A 22,129-nucleotide genomic window follows, 5' to 3' on the forward strand; every position below is an offset into this window, starting at 1 on the left:
CCGGGCCTACCGCACCTCGATGAAGGCGTCCGCACTGCGCTCGGGCCGCGGGCGCGGGGGTTCGGCGGGGCGGCCGACGGCGACGGCGCCCATCGGGTCCCAGTCGGCCGGGAGGTCGAGGGCTTCGCGCACGGTGTCGCGGCAGAACATGGTGGACGAGACCCAGGCCGAGCCGTAGCCCTCGCCGGTCAGCGCCACCAGCAGGTTCTGCACCGCGGCGCCCGCGGCGACGGTGAACATCTCCCGCTCGGCGGTGGCGCGCCGCTGGTCCGGGTAGTCGTGCGAGCCGTCCATCACCCGGCAGGGCACCACCAGGTACGGCGCGTCGCGCAGCACGTCGCCGCGGGCGGTGCGGCGGGCGATCCGGGCCTCGTCCCAGCCGTCGAGTTCGCGCAGGTCGCGCCGCCAGGCGTCGAGCATCGCGTCGAGCAGTCGGGTGCGGGTGGCGGCGGACTCCAGCAGCACGAACCGCCACGGGGTGGTGTGGTGCGGCGCGGGCGCGGTGACCGCGGCGGCGACCGCGCGGCGCACCGCGGCCGGGTCGACGGGCTCGGCGGTGAAGGAGCGGACGGTGCGCCGCAGCGTGACGGCCTGCCGCAGCGCCTCGGAGGTGCCGAGCCGGAACATGTCGTCGGCGGCCGGGCGGACCAGCGGCCGGGTGCCCTCGCCGTCCTCGGCGGTGACGAGGTGGCCCAGCCCGCGCACGACGGCCACCGGCACCCCGGTGGCCTTGCCCTTCACCAGGTCGGCGGCGGCGGCGAGTTCGTCGGCGGTCGCGGTGACGGTCAGCACCAGCTCGTTGCCGTGGCTGTCGGTGCGCCCCCGGTGGTCGTCCAGGACGGCCAGCCCGGCCGCGCCGATGGCGACGTCGGTGAGCCCGTTGCGCCAGGGCCGGCCGAAGGTGTCGGTGACGACCACGGCGAGCCGGCGGCCGGTCAGCCGCTGGAGTGCGGCGCGCAGCGCGCGGGCGGAGCCGTCCGGGTCCTCGGGCAGCAGCAGGACGGTGCCGGGGGCGGTGTTGGAGGCGTCGACGCCGGCGGCGGCCATCACGAAGCCGTTGCGGTTCTCGACGATCCGGGCCGGACCGCGCCGGGCGACCACCCGGACGGTCTCGGCATCGATCGCGGCCTCCCGGTCGGCGGCGTGCAGCAGCCGGCCCTCGGCCTTGCTGACGATCTTCGAGGTGACCAGCAGGATGTCGCCGTCCTGGTACGTCCCCGCCTTGGCGATGAGCGCGCCGAGGTCGGCCCCGGCCTCGACCTCGGGCAGCCCGGCGACCGGGAGGATCTCCACCGTCACGCGCGCACCTGCTCGGCGAGGGCCAGCGCGGCCCGTGCCATCTCCGCGGTGGCCTCGACGTCGGTCATCAGCAGCGGGACGGCCCGGCAGGCGATCCCGGCCGCCTCGACGGCGGCCACCGCGTCGGCGTCGGCGGTGTCGACCAGCCACCCGTCGAGCAAGGCGGAGCCGTAGTTGACCGCGACCGCCTCGGCGGTGGCCTCGACGCCGACCGCGGCGAGCACCTTGTCGGCCATGCCCCGGACGGGCGCCCCGCCGATGATCGGGGAGAGCCCGACGACCGGCGCCGGGGCGGCGGCGACGGCCTCCCGGATGCCGGGTACGGCGAGGATGGTGCCGATGGAGACGACCGGGTTGGACGGCGGGAAGAGGATGACGTCGGCCTGGGCGATCGCCTCCAGCACGCCGGGCGCGGGCTTGGCGGTGTCCGCACCGACCGGGATGATCGCCTCGGCGTCGACGGCGGCGTGCAGCCTGACCCAGTACTCCTGGAAGTGGACGGCCCGGGTGCCCTGCTCGTCGGTGATCCGCACGTGCGTCTCGACCCGGTCGTCGCTCATCGGCAGCAGCCGCACGCCGGGCTTCCAGCGCACGCACAGCGCCTCGGTGACCTGGCTGAGGCTGTACCCGGCGGTGAGCATCTGGCTGCGGACGAGGTGGGTGGCGAAGTCGCGGTCGCCGAGCCCGAACCACTCGGGGCCGACGCCGTACTCCTTCATCTCGGCCTTGATGGACCAGGTCTCGTCCTGCCGGCCCCAGCCCTGTTCCTCGTTGATGCCACCGCCGAGGGTGTACATCACGGTGTCGAGGTCGGGGCAGACCTTGAGACCGTAGAGGTGGATGTCGTCGCCGGTGTTGCCGATGACGGTGATCTCGTCCTGCGGGCCGACCGCCGCGAGGAGTCCGCGCAGGAAGCGCGCCCCGCCGATTCCGCCTGCCAAAGCCACGATGCGCATGCGCCCATCCTGCCACGGCCCGACTGCCCGTCAGCCGTCGCTCAGTGCGTCTCGGCCTGGGCCTGCGGGTGCTGCTCGGGGACGGTGGCGCCGCCGCCGTACTGGTTCATCTCGGTGAGGCCCGGCGTGTAGAGGTGGATGGAGACGGCGGGCTCCAGCGCGCCGTTGACCACCTCGTGCAGGTAGCCGGCGGAGAACACGCGCTGCCCGCCGGGGCGCAGCGTGCGGGCCCCCTCGCCCGCCTGGGTGAGGGAGCGCTCGATGAGCTCGCCCTGGACGACGGTCATCACGCCGGAGGACTCGCCGTGGTCGTGGAAGCCGCTGCTCTGGCCGGGCAGCCAGCTGAGCAGCCAGACCTCGTAGCCGGGGCCGGTCTCCAGCCGGGCGTACCAGCGGGTGAGCGCGTCGTAGCGGACCAGCGGCTCCCAGCGGGTGCGGTCGGCGGCGATCTCGCGGACCAGCCGGGCGTAGCCGGCGACGGTGGTGGGGTGGGCCGGCAGGTCGGTGCGGGCCAGGTGCGGGAAGGCGAGCGGGTCGCCGGCGATGGAGACGTCGCTGAGGCCGTCGGTCCAGCGCCGCACGGGCGCGGCGGGCGCGACGGTGGTGACGGGGGCGTGGCCACGGCGGGCGGGCTTGTTGCGGTCGCGGTTCCGCTTGCGGATGCGGGTCATGCGCACGGGAGTCGTCCTCGGATCTGCGGCTGGTTCGTCAGGGATCAGCCGGATCCGGGATGTCCTGGGACGGGAATCGCGGGCGGCCTCTGTGCTTCCTGGGGGCGGCGCGCGGTGGGACGCGGGCGCCTAGATACAGCAGGAACAGAGGCGACAACAAGAGTTCACGGCACGGCGGAGCGTGGAACCGCTCCGGGGGCTGGTGAACTCTGACATGGGGGAAAGGAGACCTCATCGGCAGGTGCGGTGTCAAACCCTGACTTGCGGCATTCGAGGGGGTTAGGTCCGGAAGTTTCCCTGATGGGGTGATTAATCACGCTCTATGTTTCGATGAGAAGATCGCCGGGAAGGGAGCCGGATGACCGGCCTGTGACGGTGACCGGGCGTCACTCGGCGGATGGTTGTGGATGGTTCGACGCCGTCCGGCACTTTCGGGCGAAACGCCCGATGTGTCCAATTATGTACACTATTCGTAATGGCTTGGTGCCGGGGAGTGAATCCTGACCCCAATACCAGAGCTCGGCTTGACTGGGCCAGAGTGACGCAACTGTAATTTCACTCGTGTCGTCGGCCGCACGAGGCAACGGCAACCACGGGGACGCCAAGTAGGGGCAGAGGAGGCGCGCCACATGAGCGAGCTCTTTGAGCTGTTGATCGGTGACGGCATCGCGGAGGAAGAGGAAGAACTCGGTTGGCAGGAGCGCGCGTTGTGCGCCCAGACCGACCCGGAGTCCTTCTTCCCCGAGAAGGGCGGCTCCACCCGCGAGGCCAAGAAGGTCTGCCTCGCCTGCGAGGTCCGCTCCGAGTGCCTGGAGTACGCCCTCGCCAACGACGAGCGCTTCGGGATCTGGGGCGGCCTCTCCGAGCGTGAGCGCCGCCGGCTCAAGAAGAGCGCGGTCTGACCGGGGTGGCCCCTGACCCCCGCTGACCCTTCGACAACCACACAGCAGTACGGGCGCCTCACCGCGGTGGTGGGGCGCTTTCGTGTTCCCCGGGCCCGCTCCCGGCCCGCCCCGGGCCCGGTCCCGCCCCTGGTCCCGGGCCCGGTCCCGGCCCGCTCCAGGCCTGGTCGAGGCCCGTCCTTCACCGGTTCCGCACCGGCACCGCGGACGAAGGCGCCACCTGGAGCCGTTAGTGTGGTGCGCCATCCGGTTGCCGTTCACCGGCTGTGTCCACCGAGAACTGGGGCCCGCGCACTCGATGACCGTCTACAGCCACCAGAGCGGCTTCACCGCTGCCAGGCCGCCCGCCTATCCGCGCCACCTGGTCACCGCCGTGATCGTCTCGCACGACGGCGCCCGCTGGCTGCCGCAGGCCCTCGCCGGCCTGCTCGGCCAGGACCGCCAGGTCCAGCGGGTACTCGCGGTCGACACCGGCTCCACCGACAACTCCCCGCAGCTGCTCGCCGACACCCTGGCCGACTGGCTGCCCGAGAGCGGGCCGACCGTCCTCGGCCGCCGGGCCGGCTTCGGCACCGCCGTCGCCGAGGCGGTCTTCAACAGCCCGCCGCTGCGCCCCGAGGACCTGCCCTACCGGCTCGACCCCTCCGGCTACGACCCGGTCACCGGCGGCTGGGACGACTTCGGCGACCCGCTCGCCCAGGAGGACGACCTCGGCCGCGGCGGCCCGCGCGAGACCCAGCCGGTCGAGTGGCTCTGGCTGCTGCACGACGACTGCGAGCCGCAGACCGACGCGCTGCGCCGCCTGCTCCAGGTCGCCGACTCCACCCCCAGCGCCGCCGTCGTCGGCCCCAAGCTGCGCAGCTGGTACGACCGCCGCCAGCTCCTCGAGGTCGGCGTCACCATCGCCCGCTCCGGCCGTCGCTGGACCGGGCTCGACCGCCGCGAGCAGGACCAGGGCCAGCACGACCAGGTCCGCCCGGTGCTCGCCGTCTCCAGCGCCGGCATGCTGGTGCGCCGCGACGTCTTCGAGGAGCTCGGCGGCTTCGACAAGGCGCTGCCGCTGATGCGCGACGACACCGACTTCTGCTGGCGGGTCAACGCCGCCGGTCACCGGGTCGTGGTCGCCCCCGACGCCGTGCTGCGGCACGCCGAGGCGGCCAGCCGTGAGCGCCGCGCCATCGACTGCGGCCCCTCCCACCCGCACCGGGTGGACAAGGCCGGTGCCGTCTACACCCTGCTCGCCAACTGCAAGGGCGCGCTCTTCCCCTACGTCCTGCTCCGGATGGTGCTCGGCACGCTGCTGCGCGCCGTCACCAACCTGCTCGGCAAGGACCCGCGCCAGGCCTTCGACGAGCTCGCCGGCCTCGGCCACGAACTCGTCCGCTTCCCCCGGCTGCTCGCCGCGCGCAAGCGCCGGGCCCGTACCCGGGCCGCCGACGCCCTGGACGACCGCACGCTCTTCCCGGCGCCCGGCGCCACCGCCCGGCTCGCCGTCGAGGGCGTCATCGGCTCGCTCGGCATAGGGGGCGGCGACGACTCCGGCGGCCGGCACGGCTCGGTCGAGGCCGGCGGCGACGAGGACGCCGAGGACCTCGTCGTCGAACAGTTCGCGCTGATCAAGAAGCTGGCCCGGCGCCCGGCGCCGGTGCTGTTCGCCGCGCTGCTGGTGTTCGCCCTGGTCGCCTGCCGCGGCCTGCTGGGCAGCGGCGAGCTGTTCGGCGGCGCCCTGCTCCCGGCCACCGACGGCGCGGGCGGCCTCTGGTCGATGTACGCCGACGCCTGGCACCCGGTCGGCACCGGCTCCACCGCCGCCGCGCCGCCGTACCTCGGCGTGCTCGCGGTGCTCTCCTGGATCCTGTTCGACCACGCCGACCTCGCGGTCACCGTGCTGGTCGTGCTGGCGGTGCCGCTGTCCGCGGTCAGCGCCTACCTGGTGTCGCGGCCGCTGCTGGACTCCAAGCTGGTCCGCGCGTGGGCCAGCGCCACCTACGCCCTGCTGCCCGCCGCGACCGGCGCACTCGCCCAGGGCCGGATCGGCACCGCCGTCCTCGCGGTGCTGCTGCCGCCGCTGGCCCGCGCCGCGGCGATCGCCGCCGGCCTCGGCATCCGCGAGGAGAGCGCGGCCAAGGGCGCCCGGCCCGGCTGGCGGCCGGTCTGGATGGCCGTCCTGCTGCTCACCCTGGCCACCGCCTTCGTGCCGCTGACCTGGGCGCTCGCGGTGCCGCTCTGCCTGGCGACGCTGGCCGTCGCCGTCGTGCGCGGCGGCGCCTTCGGCTCCGGCGGGGCTGCACTGCGGCTGCTCGGCCTGCGCGTCCTGGTGATCCTCGCGGTGCCGGTGCTGGTGCTCGCGCCGTGGTCGCTGACCGTGCTGTCGCACCCGCAGTGGCTGCTGCTGGAGGCCGGTCTGCCGGGCCTGCACGGCACCGGCGCGAGCGCGGCCGGCCTGCTGCTGGTCAACCCCGGCGGCGCCGGGGTGCCGCCGGTGTGGCTGTCGGCCGGTGTGGTGCTCGCCGCGCTCGCCGCGCTGCTGCGCGCCGACCGCCGCCGGGCGGTGCTCGCCGCCTGGGGCGCGGCCGGTGCGGGCCTGGTCTTCTCGGTCCTGGTCGCCGGCGCCTCGGTCACCCCGGCCCTCGGTGGCCCGGCGGTGCCCGCCTGGGCCGGCCCGGCCACCCTGATCGCCGGGATCGCCCTGCTGGCCGCCGCCGCGATCGGCGCCGACGGCGCCAACGCCCGCGTGGCCGGGATCGCCTTCGGCTGGCGCCAGCCGGTGGCCGCCCTGGTGGTGGCCGCCGCGGTGCTGGCCCCGCTGGGCACCGGCCTGTGGTGGGCGCTGACCGGCGCGGACGGTCCGCTGCACCGCGCCGCGGCCGGCCAGGTGCCCGCGTTCGTCGCCGAGGAGGCGGGCACCACCGACCGGGCCCGCACCCTGGTGGTCACCGGCGACCCGAGCGGCGGCTCGGTCCGCTACACCGTGGTGCGCGCCGCCGGTCTGACCCTCGGCCAGGCCGAGTCGACCGTCGACCCGGCGACCGGCACCCAGGACGGCCTCAACAAGGTGGTCGGCAGCCTGCTGGCCGGCTCCGGCGCCGACCAGGCCGGCGCGCTCTCCGGCTACGGCATCGCCTACGTGGTGGTCCAGCAGCCGGTGATCAACACCTACCGGGACGTCCTGGACACCACCCCCGGCCTGGTCAAGGCCAACCAGGACGGCAACGCCGCGCTCTGGCAGGTCAACGGCGCCCCGGCCGTCCGCGCGGTGATCACCGCCCCGGGCGCCGCCCCGGTGGTCGTCCCCTCCGGCGTCCGCGACGTGGACGCCACCGTCGCGGCCGGTCCGGACGGCCGGGTGCTGCGCCTGGCCGAGTCCGCCGCCCCGGAGTGGAAGGCCACCCTGGACGGCACCGCGCTGGAGGCCACCACGGTCGACGGCTGGGCGCAGGGCTTCAAGCTCCCGGCCGGCGGCGGCAAGCTGAGCGTCACCCGCGAGGGCAGCCTGACGCACACCGGCTGGATCTGGGCCCAGGTGCTGCTCGGCCTGACCACCCTGGTGCTGGCCCTGCCCGGCCGCCGCAGCCACAAGGACGACGACCTGCCGGAGGAGGTGGTGGCCGCCGCCGCGCTGGCCGCCGCCGCCCAGGCGCAGGCGCCCGCCCCGGGCAGCCGCCGGGCCCGTCGGATGGCCGAGCGCGGCGAGGGCGGCGAGGCCGGCGACGAGGACACCGGGGTCTACGCGGGCGCCGTCCCGGCCCAGCCCGCCGGCGAACCGGTGACCGAGGCGGTCCAGGCGGCCGCCGCCGCCCAGGAGGCCGAGCCCTACGCGGACCCGTACCAGACGTACCAGCAGGCCGACCCGTACAGCTACGACCAGTACGCGGCCCAGCAGCCGGTGGCCGCGCCCTACGGCGGCCAGGGGTACGACGGTCAGGGCTACGACGGCCAGGGGTACGAGGGCTTCCCGCAGCAGCCGGCGTACCCGCAGCAGGGCTACGAGCAGCCGTACCCGCAGGACGGCCAGTACGGCTACGACCCTTACCAGCAGACGGAGCACCAGCAGCCGTGGGCGCCGGGGCAGCCGCAGGCCGAGCCCTACTACGACCCGAACGACCCCAACGGCACGGGCCGGTACCCGCACCACCACGGATCGGGGAGCTGACCCGCGATGAAGAAGCCCGCCTTCAGGAAGAAGTCCGCCCAGGGCGCCGCCGACGACTTCGCGGCCGCCGAGGCCTTCGAGACGACCGAGCCCGCCGAGACCGCCGAGCCCGCCGGCACCACGCAGCCCTTCGAGGCCGGGCCGGGGGCCGCCCCGGCGGCGCCCGGCCGGTTCGCCGGGCGCTCCGGCGGCACCAGGACCACCCAGTCCCTGCTGGCCGCGGCCGCCGTGCTCGCCGTGGTGTTCGGGATCGCCCAGGTGCGCCCGCCGGCCGTGCCGGCCAAGGCCGACCAGGGCGGGTCCGCGGCCACCGCGCAGGTCGAGCGGACCGCGGTGGTCTGCCCGCAGCCCTTGCAGGGCCTGACCGGCTCCACCAGCCTCACCGCCTACACCCCGCCCGGCACCGGCGGCGCCACCGGCGGCGCCGGCTGGTTCTCCGACGCGGCCGCGCCCGCGACCCCGCCGACCACGGCCCCGTCCGCCCCGGCCTCGGCCGCTCCGGCGCCGACCGCCGCCGCGACCGGCTCGGCGGCCCCGGGTGCCGGGGACAAGGGCGGCGCGGACAAGGGCGGCGCGCCCTCCGACGCCCGGCTGACCCTGACCAAGCCGGGCACCCCGGTGACCGGTCCGGCCGCCAACGGCGACGCCGCGCCCGGCGGCGGGGCCGTCGCCACCGGCGCCCTCGCGCCCGGCTTCACCGTCACCCAGACCACCGTGGTCACCGAACAGCGCGGCCTCGGTCTGTCCGGCCTCACCTGCACCCCGGCCGGCACCGGCTTCTGGTTCGCCGGTGCCAGCACCGCGGACAACCGCGTCGACTACGTCAGCCTGGTCAACCCCGAGTCCTCGGCGGCCGTGGTCGACATCAAGCTGTACGGCGACAAGGGCCTGATCGAGAACGACGCCGCCAACGGCCTCACCGTCGCCGCGGGCAGCTCCCAGGCCATCCTGCTGTCGACCATCAGCAAGGGCGCGGTCGGCGACCTGGTCGTGCACGTGGTCGTCCGCAGCGGGCGGGTCGGCGCCGCGCTGCACGCCGCCGACGGCAACAAGGGCGCCGACTGGGTGCCCGCCTCGGCCGACCCGGCCGCCACCCAGGTGCTGCCCGGCCTGCCCGCCGACACCACGGCCGCCCGCCTGGTGGTCTGGGCCCCGCCGGAGGACGACGCCGACCTGAAGATCCAGCTCTCCGGCAAGAACGGCTGGTTCACCCCGGCCGGGAACGAGTCGATCCACGTCAAGGCGGGCATGGTCGCCGCCGTGGACCTCGGCAAGGTCACCCGCGAGGAGGTCGCCGGCCTGCGGCTGTCGCCCAGCGACGACAAGCACCCGACCGCGGTCGTGGCCGGCCTGCGGGTCGACCGGGCCGGCGCCAACGGCAAGTCCGACGCGGCCTGGCTCACCGGCAGCGCGCCGGTCGGCGCCCGCGCCACCGTCGCCGACAACCGGGCCGGCGCGTCCACCCTGTTCCTGACCTCCACCGGCGACGCCGCCACCGTCCGGGTCACCGCTTCGGCGGGCACCGGCGGCGGCACTCCGGTGAGCAAGGACGTCCAGCTGCCGGCCGGCGGCACGGTCGCCGTCCCGGCACCCGAGCCGGGCGGGCTGAACGGGAGCTTCGCGCTCACCGTGGAGACCGTCTCCGGCGGTCCGGTGGTGGCCGCCCGGATGCTCTCGCTGCCCGCCAAGGACGTGCCGATGTTCACCGTCCAGGCACTGCGCGACGACCACAGCACCGTCAAGGTGCCGCAGGCCGCCCAGGACCCGGGCGTCGTCCTGCACTGAGCACGCCGACAGGGCGGCACCCTTCCGGTGCCGCCCTGCTGGGCGTCAGTCCTCGTCGTAGCGCGGGTCGATGGCGTCCGGCGACAGCCCGAGCAGCTCGGCCACCTGCTCGATCAGGATCTCGTGGACCAGCGCCGCGCGGTCCTCCCGGGTCTTCGCCCGGATCTCCACCGGCCGCCGGTACACCACGATCTGGCTCTTGCGGCCCTGTTTGCCCGGCGAGACCCGGCCCAGCGGCACGCCGTCCTCGGCGTCGGCGGCGTCCGGCTCGTGCAGCGGCACCTCCTGGACGGCGAACTCGACCTCGATCAACTGCGGCCAACGCCGTTCAAGACGCTCCACCGACTCGCGCACGTAGTCGTCGAACAGTTCGGAGCGGGTGAGCGAGATCGGCACCTGGGGCGGCGCCAGCGGGCCGCGCAGCCCCCTGCCGTGCCGGTCGCGGTGCCGGGGACGGCGCGAGGGTCCCGTCGATGACTGCGGTGCAGAGCTGTCCATATCACTGCCGAGGGTAGTCCTTGGACGGTCGGAAGTGGACCACTCCGGCGGGGAATCGCCGGGTGCGGCGGGGCACATGCGGAGCGCGCGGCGACGACACGGGACCCCTGCCGGGCAGGCGGTCTTCGCTCCCCGGCGAGGAGTGCGGTACCGTCCACCCTCGTGAGCTCTGTACGTCGTTGTTCGCGGACCGCGTGCGGCCGTCCGGCCGTCGCGACGCTGACGTACGTCTACGCGGACTCCACCGCCGTCCTGGGCCCGCTCGCCACCTACGCCGAGCCGCACTGCTACGACCTGTGCGCCGAGCACGCCGAGCGGCTGACCGCACCGCGCGGCTGGGAGGTCGTCCGGCTCGCCGCCGAGGCCGGGCCGCTGCGCCGCAGCAGCGACGACCTGGAGGCGCTGGCCAACGCCGTCCGCGAGGCCGCCCGCCCGCAGACCCCCCGTCAGGGCCGCGTGCCCGATGGCGAGTCCACCGAGGGCGGTCGGCGCGGCCACCTCCGGGTCCTCCGCTCGCCGGAGAACTGACCGCTCACCCGGCACAGGCCCCCGGTCCGGCCCGGGTACGCTGCCGGTCTACCGTCATGCCGCCCGTCGACCGAACGGGTGGCGATCCCGGCGGGTCGTGACCGACCAGTACAGAGACCAGGGTGGAGCCGCAGTGCGCGACCTCAAGCAGCTCGTGAAGGCGTACGACGTCCGAGGCGTCGTCCCGGACCAGTGGGACGAGAGCCTGTCCCGGGCCTTCGGCGCGGCGTTCGTGCAGGTCACCGGCGCGTCCGCGATCGTGATCGGCCACGACATGCGGCCCTCCTCCCCGTCGCTCAGCCGGGCCTTCGCCGAGGGCGCCGCGGCCTACGGCGCCGACGTGGTCCAGATCGGGCTCTGCTCGACCGACCAGCTCTACTACGCCAGCGGCAAGCTCGACCTGCCCGGCGCGATGTTCACCGCCAGCCACAACCCGGCCCAGTACAACGGCATCAAGCTGTGCCGGGCCGGCGCCGCCCCGGTCGGCCAGGACACCGGCCTCGCCGAGATCCGCGAGCTGGTCGAGTCCTGGACCGCCGAGGACGACACCGTCACCGTCCCGGCCAAGGACGTGGAGCCGGGCGCGCTGTCCGCGCAGGACACCCTGCGCGGCTACGCCGACCACCTGCTGAGCCTGGTCGACCTCACCGCGATCCGCCCGCTCAAGGTCGCGGTGGACGCGGGCAACGGCATGGGCGGCCACACCGTCCCGACCGTCTTCGACGGCCTGCCGATCGAGCTCGTCCCGATGTACTTCGAGCTGGACGGCACCTTCCCGAACCACGAGGCCAACCCGCTCGACCCGAAGAACCTCGTCGACCTCCAGGCGAAGGTGCGCGAGGTCGGCGCCGACCTCGGCCTGGCCTTCGACGGCGACGCCGACCGCTGCTTCGTCGTCGACGAGCGCGGCGAGCCGGTCTCCCCGTCCGCGATCACCGCCCTGGTCGCCGCCCGCGAGATCGCCCGCGCCAAGGCCGCCGGCGAGGCCGAGCCGACGATCATCCACAACCTGATCACCTCCTGGACCGTCCCCGAGGTGGTCCGCGAGCTCGGCGCCGTCCCGGTCCGCACCCGGGTCGGCCACTCCTTCATCAAGCAGGAGATGGCCGTCACCGACGCCGTCTTCGGCGGCGAGCACTCCGCGCACTACTACTTCCGCGACTTCTGGCGCGCCGACACCGGCATGCTGGCCGCCCTGCACGTGCTGGCCGCCCTCGGCGGGCAGTCGGGCACCCTGTCCGAGCTCACCGCCGCGTACGACCGGTACGCCGCCTCCGGCGAGATCAACAGCACCGTCGCCGACCAGGCCGCCAGCACCGCCGCCGTCCGCGCCGCCTACGCCGGCCTGGAGGGCACCACCGTCGACGAGCTGGACGGCCTCACCGTGGCCGGCCCGGACTGGTGGTTCAACCTGCGCGCCTCCAACACCGAGCCGCTGCTGCGCCTCAACGTCGAGGCCAAGGACCCGGCCAGGATGGCCGAGCTGCGCGACGGCGTGCTGGCCATCGTCCGCGCCTGACCCGATCCCCGCATGCCCCGGCCGGTAGGGTTGCCTATCGGCCGGGGCACCGCCGTGCCACCCCCGATGTCTGGAGTGCGACACCCCATGAAGCTCGAATCGTTCCTGCTGGAGATCCTGGTCTGCCCGCAGTGCCGGGCCGCGCTCACCGAGGGCGGTACCGAGGAGCACCCCGAGCTGGTCTGCACCGGCGCGGACTGCGGCCTCGCGTACCCGGTCCGGGACGGCATTCCGGTCCTTCTGGTGGACGAGGCCCGCCGCCCGGCCTGATCCTGGGGGGCGGACGACCGTCCCCCAGCCCAGCGCTCCCCGCCAGCCAGCGCCCAGGACAGCAGCCGGAGGCCCGCCGCATGCTCGACGACACCCTGCTCGACGACCCGGCCGCCCTCCAGCGCGCCGACCGCGACCGCGCGCTGCTGGCCCTGGCCGGCGCCGGCGCACGGGTGCGCACCGCACTGCGGCTGGCCGATGCGGCCGGCCTCGACCGGCTGCGCCCCGACGGCCGTCCGCGCGCCGTCCTGGTCGCCGGGCACGGCAGCGCGCTGACCGCGGCCGAGATCCTGGCCGCGCTGGCCGGCACCGCCACCCTGGTCGCCCCGCTGGCGCCGACCGAGGCCGCCGCCCCGCGCGCCGACCGGTCCGGCGCGCCGCCCGCCTTCACCGCGGGGCTCGGCTGGCAGCTGCCCGGCTGGGCCGGCCCGCTCGACCTGCTGGTGATCAGTTCCGCCGACGGTGGTGAGCAGGGCCTGATCGGCCTCGCCGAGCAGGCGTACGCACGCGGCTGTGCCGTCGTCGTCACCGCCCCGGCCGGCAGTCGGCTGGCCGAGGCCGCGCTCCAGGTCCGGGCGCTGCCGCTGCCGTACGTGCCGTCCGCGCTGCCGGAGGAGGCCGGGCCGGCCGGGGCCGCCGCCGAACCCGACCTGCCCGCCGAGGACCCGGCCGCGCTCTGGTCCCACCTCACCCCGCTGCTCGCGCTCGCCCAGAAGCTCGGCCTCACCCAGCTGCCGTACGACGCGCTGCCGGCCGTCGCCGACCTGCTGGACGCGACCGCCGTGCGCTGCCGCCCCGACGCCGCCGCGTACACCAACCCGGCGAAGGGCCTGGCCGCCCGGCTCGCCGGCACCGTCCCGCTGCTCTGGGCCGAGGGCCCGGTCGCCGGGGCGGCCGCCGTCCGCTTCGCCGCCCAGCTGGCCGACCGGGCCGGCCGGCCGGCGCTGGCCGGCTCGCTGCCGCAGGTGCTCACCGCCCACCGCGGCATGTTCACCGGCCAGTTGGGCGCGGGCGCCGACCCGGACGACTTCTTCCGCGACCGGGTCGAGGAGCCGGACCCGCTGCACCTCCAGGTCCTGCTGCTGCGTCACGTCCCGGGCGGGTCCGGCGGCCCGACGGACGAGGAGGAGGGCCCGGCCGAGGTGCCGGAGGACGACGAGCGCCCGCGCAGCTTCGGCGTCACCCGGGCGCACCGGCTGGCCGCCGCCCACGACGTCCGGCTGACCGAGTACGCGAGCGAGCGGCCGGACCCGCTGCACGCCCTGGCCGACCTGGTCGCGCTGACCGACTTCGCCGCCGTCTACCTGGGGCTCGCCGCCGCCCAGTCCTGAGCCGGTCGGACGGCGGGTGTCGCGGGGCCGGTACGGTAAGCGCTCGACGACGCTGACCCGACCCTGTGAGGATTTCCCGGCATGAGTACCGAAGGCGGCACCAAGGCACTGGTCGCGGCCCTGTCCGCGAACCTGGCGATCGCAGCCGGCAAGTTCACCGCCTTCGGCTTCACCGGCTCCTCGTCGATGCTGGCCGAGGGCGTGCACTCGGTCGCCGACTCCGGCAACCAGGTGCTGCTGCTGATCGGCGGCAAGCGGGCGCGCCGGGCGGCGGACGAGGAGCACCCGTTCGGGTACGGCCGCGAGCGCTACGTGTACGGCTTCCTGGTGGCCATCGTGCTGTTCACGGTCGGTGGCCTGTTCGCGATCTACGAGGGCTGGCACAAGGTCACCCACCCGGAGACGCTGGACTCCTGGGGCTGGGCGGTCGGCGTGCTGGTCTTCGCCATCGCGATGGAGGGCTGGTCCTTCCTCACCGCGATGCGCGAGTCGGCGAAGGCCAAGGGCACCCAGGGCTGGGTGCAGTTCATCCGCACCGCCAAGGCGCCGGAGCTGCCGGTGGTGCTGCTGGAGGACGCCGGCGCGATGGTCGGCCTGGTGCTCGCGCTGTTCGGCGTCGGGCTCACCGTGATCACCGGCGACGGCGTCTGGGACGGCGTCGGCACCCTGTGCATCGGCGCCCTGCTGGTGGTGATCGCCGTGGTGCTCGCGCTGGAGACCAAGTCGCTGCTGCTGGGGGAGGCCGCCGACAAGGAGTCGGTGGGGCTCATCCGCGCGGCGCTGGTGGACGGGGAGACGGTCACCGGGGTGATCCACATGCGCACCCTGCACCTGGGCCCGGAGGAGCTGCTGGTCGCCGCCAAGATCGCCGTCAACGCGGAGGACAGCGCCGCCCAGGTGGCGGAGGCGATCGACGCGGCCGAGGTGCGGGTGCGCGCGGCCGTCCCGATCGCCCGGGCGATCTACCTGGAGCCCGACGTCTACAGCGCCGAGAAGGCCGCCGCCGGCGAGGACCCGGCGGCCACCCCGGGCGGGCCCGGGCCCGAGGCCGCGCACTGACGGTCCGACGAGCCGGCCGTTCGGCGCGCTGTCGTCCGATGAGGCGGTCGTCCGACGATCGGCTCGGGTCCGGCTTGAGGGGCGGCTGCGTCGGGGCCGAAAAACAGTCATCGGCAGACGGCCGATGGGGCCACCGGTGTAGATTCGTCACCAGAGCCAGAACGTCGCTGCTGATGGCGGTCGATCGGTGGCCCGTACCCGTAGGGTGTGCGCCGGTCGAGGGAGAGAGGTCCTCCGACGGTTTGTGCTGCGCAGCAGGGAACCGGTCCGTCGCGGCCCGGTCGCCCCGGCGTAGCCGTGCACCCGTTACGGCCCCGCCGCGCTGCGACGCACACCACGACCGTGGCCCCGCCCCACCCCATCAGCGAGGAGCAGACGCATGTCGACCGACATCACCGGTGACTTCAAGGTCGCCGACCTTTCCCTGGCGCCGTTCGGCCGCAAGGAGATCCAGCTGGCCGAGCACGAGATGCCCGGCCTGATGTCCATCCGCGCCGAGTACGCCGAGTCGCAGCCGCTGGCCGGCGCCCGCATCACCGGCTCGCTGCACATGACCGTGCAGACCGCCGTGCTGATCGAGACCCTGACGGCCCTCGGTGCCGAGGTCCGCTGGTGCTCCTGCAACATCTTCTCCACCCAGGACCACGCGGCCGCCGCCATCGCCGTCGGCCCGGAGGGCACCCCGGAGAACCCGCAGGGCGTGCCGGTCTTCGCCTGGAAGGGCGAGACGCTGGAGGAGTACTGGTGGTGCACCGAGCAGGCGCTGACCTGGCCTGACGGCACGACCCCGAACATGATCCTGGACGACGGCGGCGACGCCACCCTGCTGATCCACAAGGGTGTCGAGTTCGAGAAGGCCGGCGCCGCTCCGGACCCGTCCACCGCGGACAACGACGAGTTCCGGATCATCCTGGAGCTGCTCAACCGCACCCTGAAGGACACCCCGAACAAGTGGACCGAGGTCGCCGCCACCATCAAGGGCGTGACCGAGGAGACCACCACCGGTGTCCACCGCCTGTACGAGATGCACCGTGACGGCAAGCTGCTGTTCCCGGCGATCAACGTCAACGACTCGGTCACCAAGTCGAAGTTCGACAACAAGTACGGCTGCCGCCACTCGCTGATCGACGGCATCAACCGCGCCACCGACGTCCTGATCGGCGGCAAGGTCGCGGTCGTCTGCGGCTACGGCGACGTCGGCAAGGGCTGCGCCGAGTCGCTGCGCGGCCAGGGCGCCCGCGTCATCGTCACCGAGATCGACCCGATCTGCGCGCTCCAGGCGGCGATGGACGGCTACCAGGTCGCCACCCTGGAGGACGTCGTCGAGACGGCCGACATCTTCATCACCACCACCGGCAACAAGGACATCATCCTGGCCTCCCACATGGAGCGGATGAAGCACCAGGCCATCGTCGGCAACATCGGCCACTTCGACAACGAGATCGACATGGCCGGCCTGGCGAAGCTGCCGGGTGTGGTGAAGACCGAGGTCAAGCCGCAGGTCCACGAGTGGCGCAAGGCCGACGGCCGCACCATCATCGTGCTCTCCGAGGGCCGCCTGCTGAACCTGGGCAACGCGACCGGCCACCCGTCGTTCGTGATGTCCAACTCCTTCGCCAACCAGACGATCGCCCAGATCGAGCTGTTCACGAAGACCGAGCAGTACCCGATCGGTGTCTACGTGCTGCCGAAGCACCTGGACGAGAAGGTCGCCCGCCTGCACCTCGACGCGCTGGGCGTGAAGCTGACCACCCTGACCCAGGACCAGGCCGACTACATCGGCGTCCCGGTCGAGGGCCCGTACAAGTCGGAGCAGTACCGCTACTGATGCGGTGACGTACGCAGGTCGGTGGCCGGCACCCCGGGCGGGGTGCCGGCCACCGGCGTGTTCGGATGTTCGCGGTATCGGTGTCGCTAGCGGACGACGTCGGTCGTCCAGGTGCTCTCGTCCACGCCCAGGGCCTTGGTGTGGGCGAGCATCGCCGGCAGGCCGCCGAGCTGCTCCAGCTCCGGCGGGACGCCGGCGCCCGCGCCCACGCAGAGCTGGATCCCGTTGGAGACCTGGCACAGCGGCGGGTTGGGATCGGTGTACGGCGAGCCGTCCGTGCCGGTGGGGGAGGGCTCGGGGTTCGGGCCCTGGGCGGCCGGCTCCATGGTGACCGAGACGTTCTGCTGCCCGACCTGGAACATCAGCCACATTCCCCAGGGGTGGTCCTCCCAGGACAGGCCGGGCTTGTTGAGCGAGACGTCGGTGGCCTTGAACGATCCGGGCAGGCCGGTGAACTGCACCGGCAGCGGCACGTCCCAGTGCCCGAACCGGACGTCGGCGGCCACCTTGAGCAGGACTTCCCGGGTGACGTCCGACCGCTGGCCGCCGTAGCCGGAGAGCTCGGCCCAGCGGCCGGAGGGGGCCAGCCAGTGCAGCGTCAGCTGGACCGGGGTGTCGCCCTCGGCTGCAACCGCCCAGAACGCCTCCCGTCCGTTGACCTGCGGGGCCTCCTCCTTGACCAGCTTCTGGTGGCCGCCGAACGCCGTCATCGACGGCTCGGAACCGGCCGGTTGGAGCGAGAGCAGGATCCGGGCCGGGTCCTGGCCCCTGCCGCGGGCCTGGGCGTAGATGCCGTGGTACCCGGTCTCGTACCCGACGCCGGCCTGGCCGCCGACCCAGTCGGGCAGCCAGCCGAAGTGCACCTCGGTGGTCAGCGGGTCGATCCCGGCCCGGGTCGGGGTGGGCGTCGGGGCGGCGGTCGGAGTGGTGCTCGGCGTCGCGGTCAGCGTGGGGGCGGCCGGGGGAGCGGGGGCGGCGTTGCTGCCCCCGGGGCCCAGCAGCAGGGCGCCCGCCACCACCACCGCGGTGGCGGCGGCCGCGGCGCCGATCGCGGCCCGGCGGCGCCGACGCAGCCGGGCGCGGCCCTCGACCACGGACCGGGCGGGATCGAAGCCCGGCGGCGGCGCGGGCGACTCGGCGAGGGAGACCAACTGCTCGGCCAGGTCGCGGTGTTCGTCGGTCATCATGACGTCCTCTCGGCGACGACGGGGCGGACGGTCAGGGAGCGGCGCAGCGTGTCCAGGCCGCGCGAGGTCTGGCTCTTCACGTTGCCGGGTGAACAGCCCATGGCGTCGGCGGTCTGGTCGATCGTCAGATCGCAGTAGTAGCGGAGCACCACGGTGGCCCGCTGGCGGGCCGGCAGCGCCGACAGCGCCTGCCGCAGGTCGAGCGAGGCGTCGAGGTCGACGAGCGGCCCGGACTCGCCGTCCAGGTCGCCGCCCGACCGGCTGGTCCGCCGCCACCAGGAGGTGCGCTGCTCGGCCAGGAAGGTGTTGACCAACACCCGGCGGGCGTAGCCGTCCACGTTCTCCAGCCGGCCGGCCCGGGACCAGTTGACGTAGAGCTTGGTGACGCTCTCCTGGACCAGGTCGTCCGCCCGGTGCCAGTCCCCGCACAGCAGATAGGCGACCTTCCGCAGCCAGCCGCTCCGGGACGCCACGTACTCGGTGAACTCCTCGTCGCGTGCCTGCTTCGCCATCTGTGCCCCCCTTCGTTCCTCGAACCGCCGGCGCTCCGCGCGCCGTGCACCCCCCTAATGCGGGCGGCCGCCCGGAACGTTGCACGCGATCGGCGGCGATCGACGGGAGATCGGCGGAGAGCGTTCTCAGGTCGTCCACGTAGGCTTTCGGGCATGCCCAACGGCCGGTACTCGCTCCACGACACCCATGACCACGTGCTGCTCGGCGAGGAGCGCTTCAGCTGCGCCCCCGGGCCGGCCGGCTGGCGGTACGTCTCCAAGACCTACGCACCGGACGGCCGGGTCATCGGCACCACCGACCTCACCCTCGACTCGCGGGCCCGCCCGCTGCGGATGGAGCTGCGGGCCGGCGGCTGGCAGGTGCGCGGTGGCGCGGTGGACGGGGTGGCCTGGGTGCGCACCGACGCGGCGGACCCGGGCGGCGAGCACGCGGTGGAGGGGCACGACCGGGCCCACGGGTTCACCGGCCGTTCCCCGGCCTTCCTGATCGCCACCGCCCGGCTGCTGCGGCTGGGGGAGGGGGCGAGCGCGCGGGTGCGGCTGGTCGCGTTCACCGAGCCGGTGCTGGCGCCGCGCACCTTCGACCAGGGGTGGCTGCTGGAGGCCGTCGACACGCACGAGACGGACTCCGGGCCGCTGTCGGTCGAGCGGTACCAGGTCGCGGACCTGGAGACCGGCGAGCAGCAGGTGGTGCACCTGGCGGGGGACGTGGTGCTGGCGGCGGGCGGGATCGAGCTGGAGGAGTTGGAGTCGCCGCCGAACGCCTGGCCGGCCGAGTTCGGCGGGTAGCCGGCGGGGACCTGGGTGCCAGGCTCGCGTCGGTGGGGTTCAGGCGGGTGGGGCTCAGGCGGGTGGGGCTCAGGCGGGTGGGGCGAAGCCCGTGCCGGGGGTCGGCCGGTCGTCGGGGGTGGGCTGCGCGGGCTGCGGGGCGGGCTTCACCAAGGACGGGCCCGCAGGTGCGGCCGGCGCGCCCGGCGCGACCGGTGTCGCCGGGGCCGGGGCCGCCGGTGCGGACGGGGTCACCGGTGCGGACGGGGTCACCGGCGACACCGGGGTGGACGGCCGCACCGCCCGGGTGAGCGGCTGCCGCTGCGCCGGCATCGCCATCGGCGCGGCCATCGACATCGGGGCGTGCCCGGGCGCCGACGCCGCCGCCGCCTGCTGCTGCTGGCGCTGGACCCGCAGCCACTCCCGCCGCTGCCGCTCGGTGAGCACCGCGCCCAGGTACGCCGCCGGGTGCAGCCCCGGCGGGATCGGGTGGCTCGTCCGTGCGGCCAGGTCCTCCGCCAGCCGGACGGACATCCGGTTCGTCACGGCCGGGTCCAACTGTCCCATCCGGCCCAGCAGTTGGCGGATCCCCAGCCAGAGCGGCTCCGGGACGGCGGACAGGTCCATCGCCACCAGCTCGCGGCCCATCAGCTGGAGCAGCTGCGGGTGCACCTGCGGCACCGGGGACGCCGTACCGCCGGCGCCCGGGGTGCGCTCGCGCACGACCACCGTCCCCGCGAAGATGTCGCCCAGCCGCTTGCCGTCCAGGTGTACCGCGGAGGTGATGACCGCCGGCACGCCGCTGAAGGCGACCAACTCGACGAAACCGACCAGCCCGCGCACCAGGGAGTGGCGGAACCGCACCGGGCCGCCGTCGACCCGCACCACCCGCAGGCCGAGTGCGGCCTTGCCGAGCGAGCGGCCGTGGGTGAGCGTCTCGACCATCACGGGCACCGCGACCAGGAAGAACACCATCAGGCCGAGCACGGTGGCGGTCAGCGCGGCGCCGTCGAGGCTGACCAGGGCGACGCTCAGGATCAGCGTGGTCACCAACAGGGCGGCGAACTCCACCAGCAGGTCGAGCGCGATCGCCAGCGCCCGGCTCGGAAGCTTCGCCGTGTGCAGGTCGAGGACGACCGCCTCACCCGTCACCAGGTCGCTCAAGACACCCGTCCGTTCACGCTCGTGGAGCCCGTACAGCTCGCTCATGGGGCCGCCGGGAACGGCGGTGGCCGAGGAAGAGAGGGTAGTCACCCGGATCCGCCCCCTGACGACCCGCTCCCCGCAGTCTGATCCGCAGTCGCCAACATACGGCGCCCGGCGGGCGCACGGGAAGTGAGATCCCGACGGCTCCGGCGTCCGCTCCTGCTGGCATGCTGGGCCGCACGTGTCCGTACGTACCCGCCCGCCCGCGCCGGTGCGCCCCGCGCCCGCCGCCGACCATGGAGCCGCCGAATGGACCTGGACGTCTTCGTCGCCACCCACCAGGGGGAGTGGGCCCGGCTGGACGCCCTCGCCGGCCGGCGCCGACTCGGCGGCGACGAGGTGGACGAACTGGTCACCCTCTACCAGCGCGTCACCGGTCACCTGGCCAAGGTCCAGGCCGCCGCGCCGGATCCGGCCCTGGTGGGCCGGCTGACCAGCCTGGTCTCCCGCGCCCGCAGCGCGGTGACCGGCTCCCGCACCAACGGCTGGCAGGACGTCGCGCGCTACTACACGGTGAGCTTCCCGGCCGCCCTCTACCGGTCGCGCCGCTGGTGGCTGCCGGTCGCGGCCGTCTCGCTGTTCGCCGCCGTCCTGATCGCGTGGTGGATGGCCACCCACCCCGAGGTGCGCAACGGCCTCATCGGCCCGGACTGGCTGCACGAGCTGACCCGCCCCGGCGGGAAGTTCGAGGCCTACTACTCGGACCGGCCGGCCAGCTCCTTCGCCGCCCAGGTCTGGACGAACAACGCCTGGATCGCCGTGCAGTGCCTCGTGTACGGCATCGCGTTCGGCATTCCGGTGGTCTACGTGATGTGGACGAACGTGGTGAACCTCGGCGTCGGCCTCGGACTGATGGCCTCCGCCGGGCGGCTCGACGTCTTCCTCGGCCTGCTCCTCCCGCACGGACTGCTGGAGCTGACCACGGTCTTCGTCGCAGGCGGCCTGGGCCTGCGCCTGGGCTGGACGATCATCGATCCCGGCCCGCGCACCCGTGCCGTGGCCCTCGCCGAGCAGGGCCGCTCCATCATCGGCATGTCGATCGGCCTGGCGACGACGCTGGCCGTCGCCGGTGTCATCGAGGCCTTCGTGACGCCGTCCGGCCTGCCCACCTGGGCCCGCATCTCGATCGGCGTAGTGGTCGAGGTCCTCTTCCTCCTCTACGCACTGGTGCTGGGCCGGCAGGCCGCCCGGTCGGGCGAGGTGGGCGACGTCGATGCGGCCGACCGGGCGGACCTACAGCCCGTCGCCGGCTGAGCCGATGTGATCAACAGGCCCCTGACCTGCTACTCTTCTCGCATCCCGGTCAGACCATTGACGTGGTAGGGCTGGGCTAGTAGGTTTGAACGGTTGGGACTGACTGGACAACGGTCAGGCCCGGGCGTTAGTGTCTACGACACCGCCGAATCGAGGCGAGCGCGTTTCACGAAATGCGCGCCCTCCGACGAAGCAAATCCCGCGGACTGAGCACACCGAATGCTTTGATAAGCTTCGGAGCGAAGTTTGCAGGAAATCCCTCCAGCGGGAATTCAGAGAAACGAAGCCGGTAAGAAACGGCCGCGAGGATCTGATAAGCTGGAAACACGAAAGAACGAAGCGCCCGGAGGGCCCGCTGGAAGGCGGTCCGAAGGAAGTGTCCGTTCCTTGAGAACTCAACAGC

The 22,129-nt window shown here is 74.1% G+C and carries 19 protein-coding genes; 11 read left to right on the forward strand and 8 right to left on the reverse strand.

Annotated features, from left to right (window positions below; genetic code table 11):
• Positions 1-6: 6 nt before the first annotated feature.
• From ABTY15_RS34530 to ABTY15_RS34540, 3 genes are read right to left on the reverse strand one after another with little or no spacing between them, the layout of a single operon-like run.
• Positions 7-1,299, reverse strand: a complete 1,293-nt coding sequence (locus ABTY15_RS34530) for a coenzyme F420-0:L-glutamate ligase (RefSeq protein WP_350604644.1) — start codon at positions 1,297-1,299, stop codon at positions 7-9.
• Positions 1,296-2,255: a 2-phospho-L-lactate transferase gene (gene cofD / locus ABTY15_RS34535; protein WP_350604646.1), complete on the reverse strand. Its 960-nt coding sequence runs from the start codon at positions 2,253-2,255 to the stop codon at positions 1,296-1,298. Before cofD ends, ABTY15_RS34530 begins: the two co-directional genes overlap by 4 nt.
• 41 nt (positions 2,256-2,296) lie before the next feature.
• Positions 2,297-2,932, reverse strand: a complete 636-nt coding sequence (locus tag ABTY15_RS34540; protein ID WP_350604648.1) for a cysteine dioxygenase — start codon at positions 2,930-2,932, stop codon at positions 2,297-2,299.
• Positions 2,933-3,555: 623 nt separating this feature from the next.
• Here ABTY15_RS34540 and ABTY15_RS34545 point away from each other — a divergent pair.
• The 3 genes from ABTY15_RS34545 (at position 3,556) to ABTY15_RS34555 (ending at position 9,766) form a co-directional block, all read left to right on the forward strand.
• Positions 3,556-3,828, forward strand: a complete 273-nt coding sequence (locus ABTY15_RS34545) for a WhiB family transcriptional regulator (RefSeq protein ID WP_063349134.1) — start codon at positions 3,556-3,558, stop codon at positions 3,826-3,828.
• Between the two features lie 298 nt (positions 3,829-4,126).
• Positions 4,127-7,981, forward strand: coding sequence for a glycosyltransferase family 2 protein (locus tag ABTY15_RS34550; protein WP_350604651.1), 3,855 nt, complete (start codon positions 4,127-4,129; stop codon positions 7,979-7,981).
• A 6-nt stretch (positions 7,982-7,987) separates the two neighbouring features.
• Positions 7,988-9,766, forward strand: coding sequence for a DUF5719 family protein (locus tag ABTY15_RS34555; protein WP_350604653.1), 1,779 nt, complete (start codon positions 7,988-7,990; stop codon positions 9,764-9,766).
• 45 nt (positions 9,767-9,811) lie between these two features.
• On the opposite strand, the gene ABTY15_RS34560 is transcribed toward ABTY15_RS34555, so the two are convergent.
• A complete protein-coding gene (locus tag ABTY15_RS34560; RefSeq protein WP_350604655.1) occupies positions 9,812-10,264 on the reverse strand; it encodes a metallopeptidase family protein in 453 nt (150 codons plus the stop codon).
• 162 nt (positions 10,265-10,426) lie between these two features.
• Here ABTY15_RS34560 and ABTY15_RS34565 point away from each other — a divergent pair, with 162 nt between their 5' ends.
• The 6 genes from ABTY15_RS34565 to ahcY all read left to right on the forward strand — a co-directional run bounded on the left by ABTY15_RS34565 (position 10,427) and on the right by ahcY (position 16,799).
• On the forward strand, positions 10,427-10,792 hold the full coding sequence (locus ABTY15_RS34565) for a DUF3499 domain-containing protein (protein ID WP_350604657.1): 366 nt from the start codon (positions 10,427-10,429) through the stop codon (positions 10,790-10,792).
• Positions 10,793-10,925: 133 nt separating this feature from the next.
• Positions 10,926-12,311 (forward strand): phosphomannomutase/phosphoglucomutase, encoded by a 1,386-nt coding sequence (locus ABTY15_RS34570; protein WP_350604659.1) that lies wholly within the window; start codon positions 10,926-10,928, stop codon positions 12,309-12,311.
• Between the two features lie 87 nt (positions 12,312-12,398).
• Positions 12,399-12,581, forward strand: a complete 183-nt coding sequence (locus tag ABTY15_RS34575; protein WP_350604661.1) for a Trm112 family protein — start codon at positions 12,399-12,401, stop codon at positions 12,579-12,581.
• Between the two features lie 80 nt (positions 12,582-12,661).
• On the forward strand, positions 12,662-13,912 hold the full coding sequence (locus ABTY15_RS34580) for an SIS domain-containing protein (RefSeq protein WP_350604662.1): 1,251 nt from the start codon (positions 12,662-12,664) through the stop codon (positions 13,910-13,912).
• Between the two features lie 81 nt (positions 13,913-13,993).
• Positions 13,994-14,971, forward strand: a complete 978-nt coding sequence (locus ABTY15_RS34585; protein WP_350604664.1) for a cation diffusion facilitator family transporter — start codon at positions 13,994-13,996, stop codon at positions 14,969-14,971.
• A gap of 379 nt (positions 14,972-15,350) precedes the next feature.
• A complete protein-coding gene (gene ahcY, locus ABTY15_RS34590; protein ID WP_350604667.1) occupies positions 15,351-16,799 on the forward strand; it encodes an adenosylhomocysteinase in 1,449 nt (482 codons plus the stop codon).
• 86 nt (positions 16,800-16,885) lie between these two features.
• On the opposite strand, the gene ABTY15_RS34595 is transcribed toward ahcY, so the two are convergent.
• Together ABTY15_RS34595 and ABTY15_RS34600 are read right to left on the reverse strand one after the other, a co-directional pair.
• Positions 16,886-17,983, reverse strand: a complete 1,098-nt coding sequence (locus ABTY15_RS34595) for a hypothetical protein (RefSeq protein WP_350604669.1) — start codon at positions 17,981-17,983, stop codon at positions 16,886-16,888.
• Complete coding sequence (locus tag ABTY15_RS34600; protein ID WP_350604671.1) at positions 17,983-18,498, reverse strand: SigE family RNA polymerase sigma factor; 516 nt, start codon at positions 18,496-18,498, stop codon at positions 17,983-17,985. Before ABTY15_RS34600 ends, ABTY15_RS34595 begins: the two co-directional genes overlap by 1 nt.
• 153 nt (positions 18,499-18,651) lie before the next feature.
• On the opposite strand from ABTY15_RS34600, the gene ABTY15_RS34605 reads away from it, so the two are divergent.
• Positions 18,652-19,287: a hypothetical protein gene (locus ABTY15_RS34605; RefSeq protein WP_350604672.1), complete on the forward strand. Its 636-nt coding sequence runs from the start codon at positions 18,652-18,654 to the stop codon at positions 19,285-19,287.
• Between the two features lie 69 nt (positions 19,288-19,356).
• Here ABTY15_RS34605 and ABTY15_RS34610 read toward each other — a convergent pair whose 3' ends face one another.
• Positions 19,357-20,520 carry an RDD family protein gene (locus ABTY15_RS34610; protein ID WP_350604674.1) on the reverse strand — a complete coding sequence of 388 codons (1,164 nt, stop codon included), beginning with the start codon at positions 20,518-20,520 and terminating at the stop codon, positions 19,357-19,359.
• Positions 20,521-20,721: 201 nt separating this feature from the next.
• Here ABTY15_RS34610 and ABTY15_RS34615 point away from each other — a divergent pair, with 201 nt between their 5' ends.
• Complete coding sequence (locus ABTY15_RS34615; RefSeq protein WP_350604676.1) at positions 20,722-21,726, forward strand: stage II sporulation protein M; 1,005 nt, start codon at positions 20,722-20,724, stop codon at positions 21,724-21,726.
• Positions 21,727-21,892: 166 nt separating this feature from the next.
• Here the strand turns inward: ABTY15_RS34615 and ABTY15_RS34620 are convergent.
• A partial coding sequence (locus ABTY15_RS34620) for a hypothetical protein (RefSeq protein ID WP_350604678.1) occupies positions 21,893-22,129 on the reverse strand: 237 nt, incomplete at its 5' end.

Source organism: Kitasatospora sp. NPDC097643, from assembly GCF_040302625.1.
Lineage (GTDB): Bacteria > Actinomycetota > Actinomycetes > Streptomycetales > Streptomycetaceae > Kitasatospora.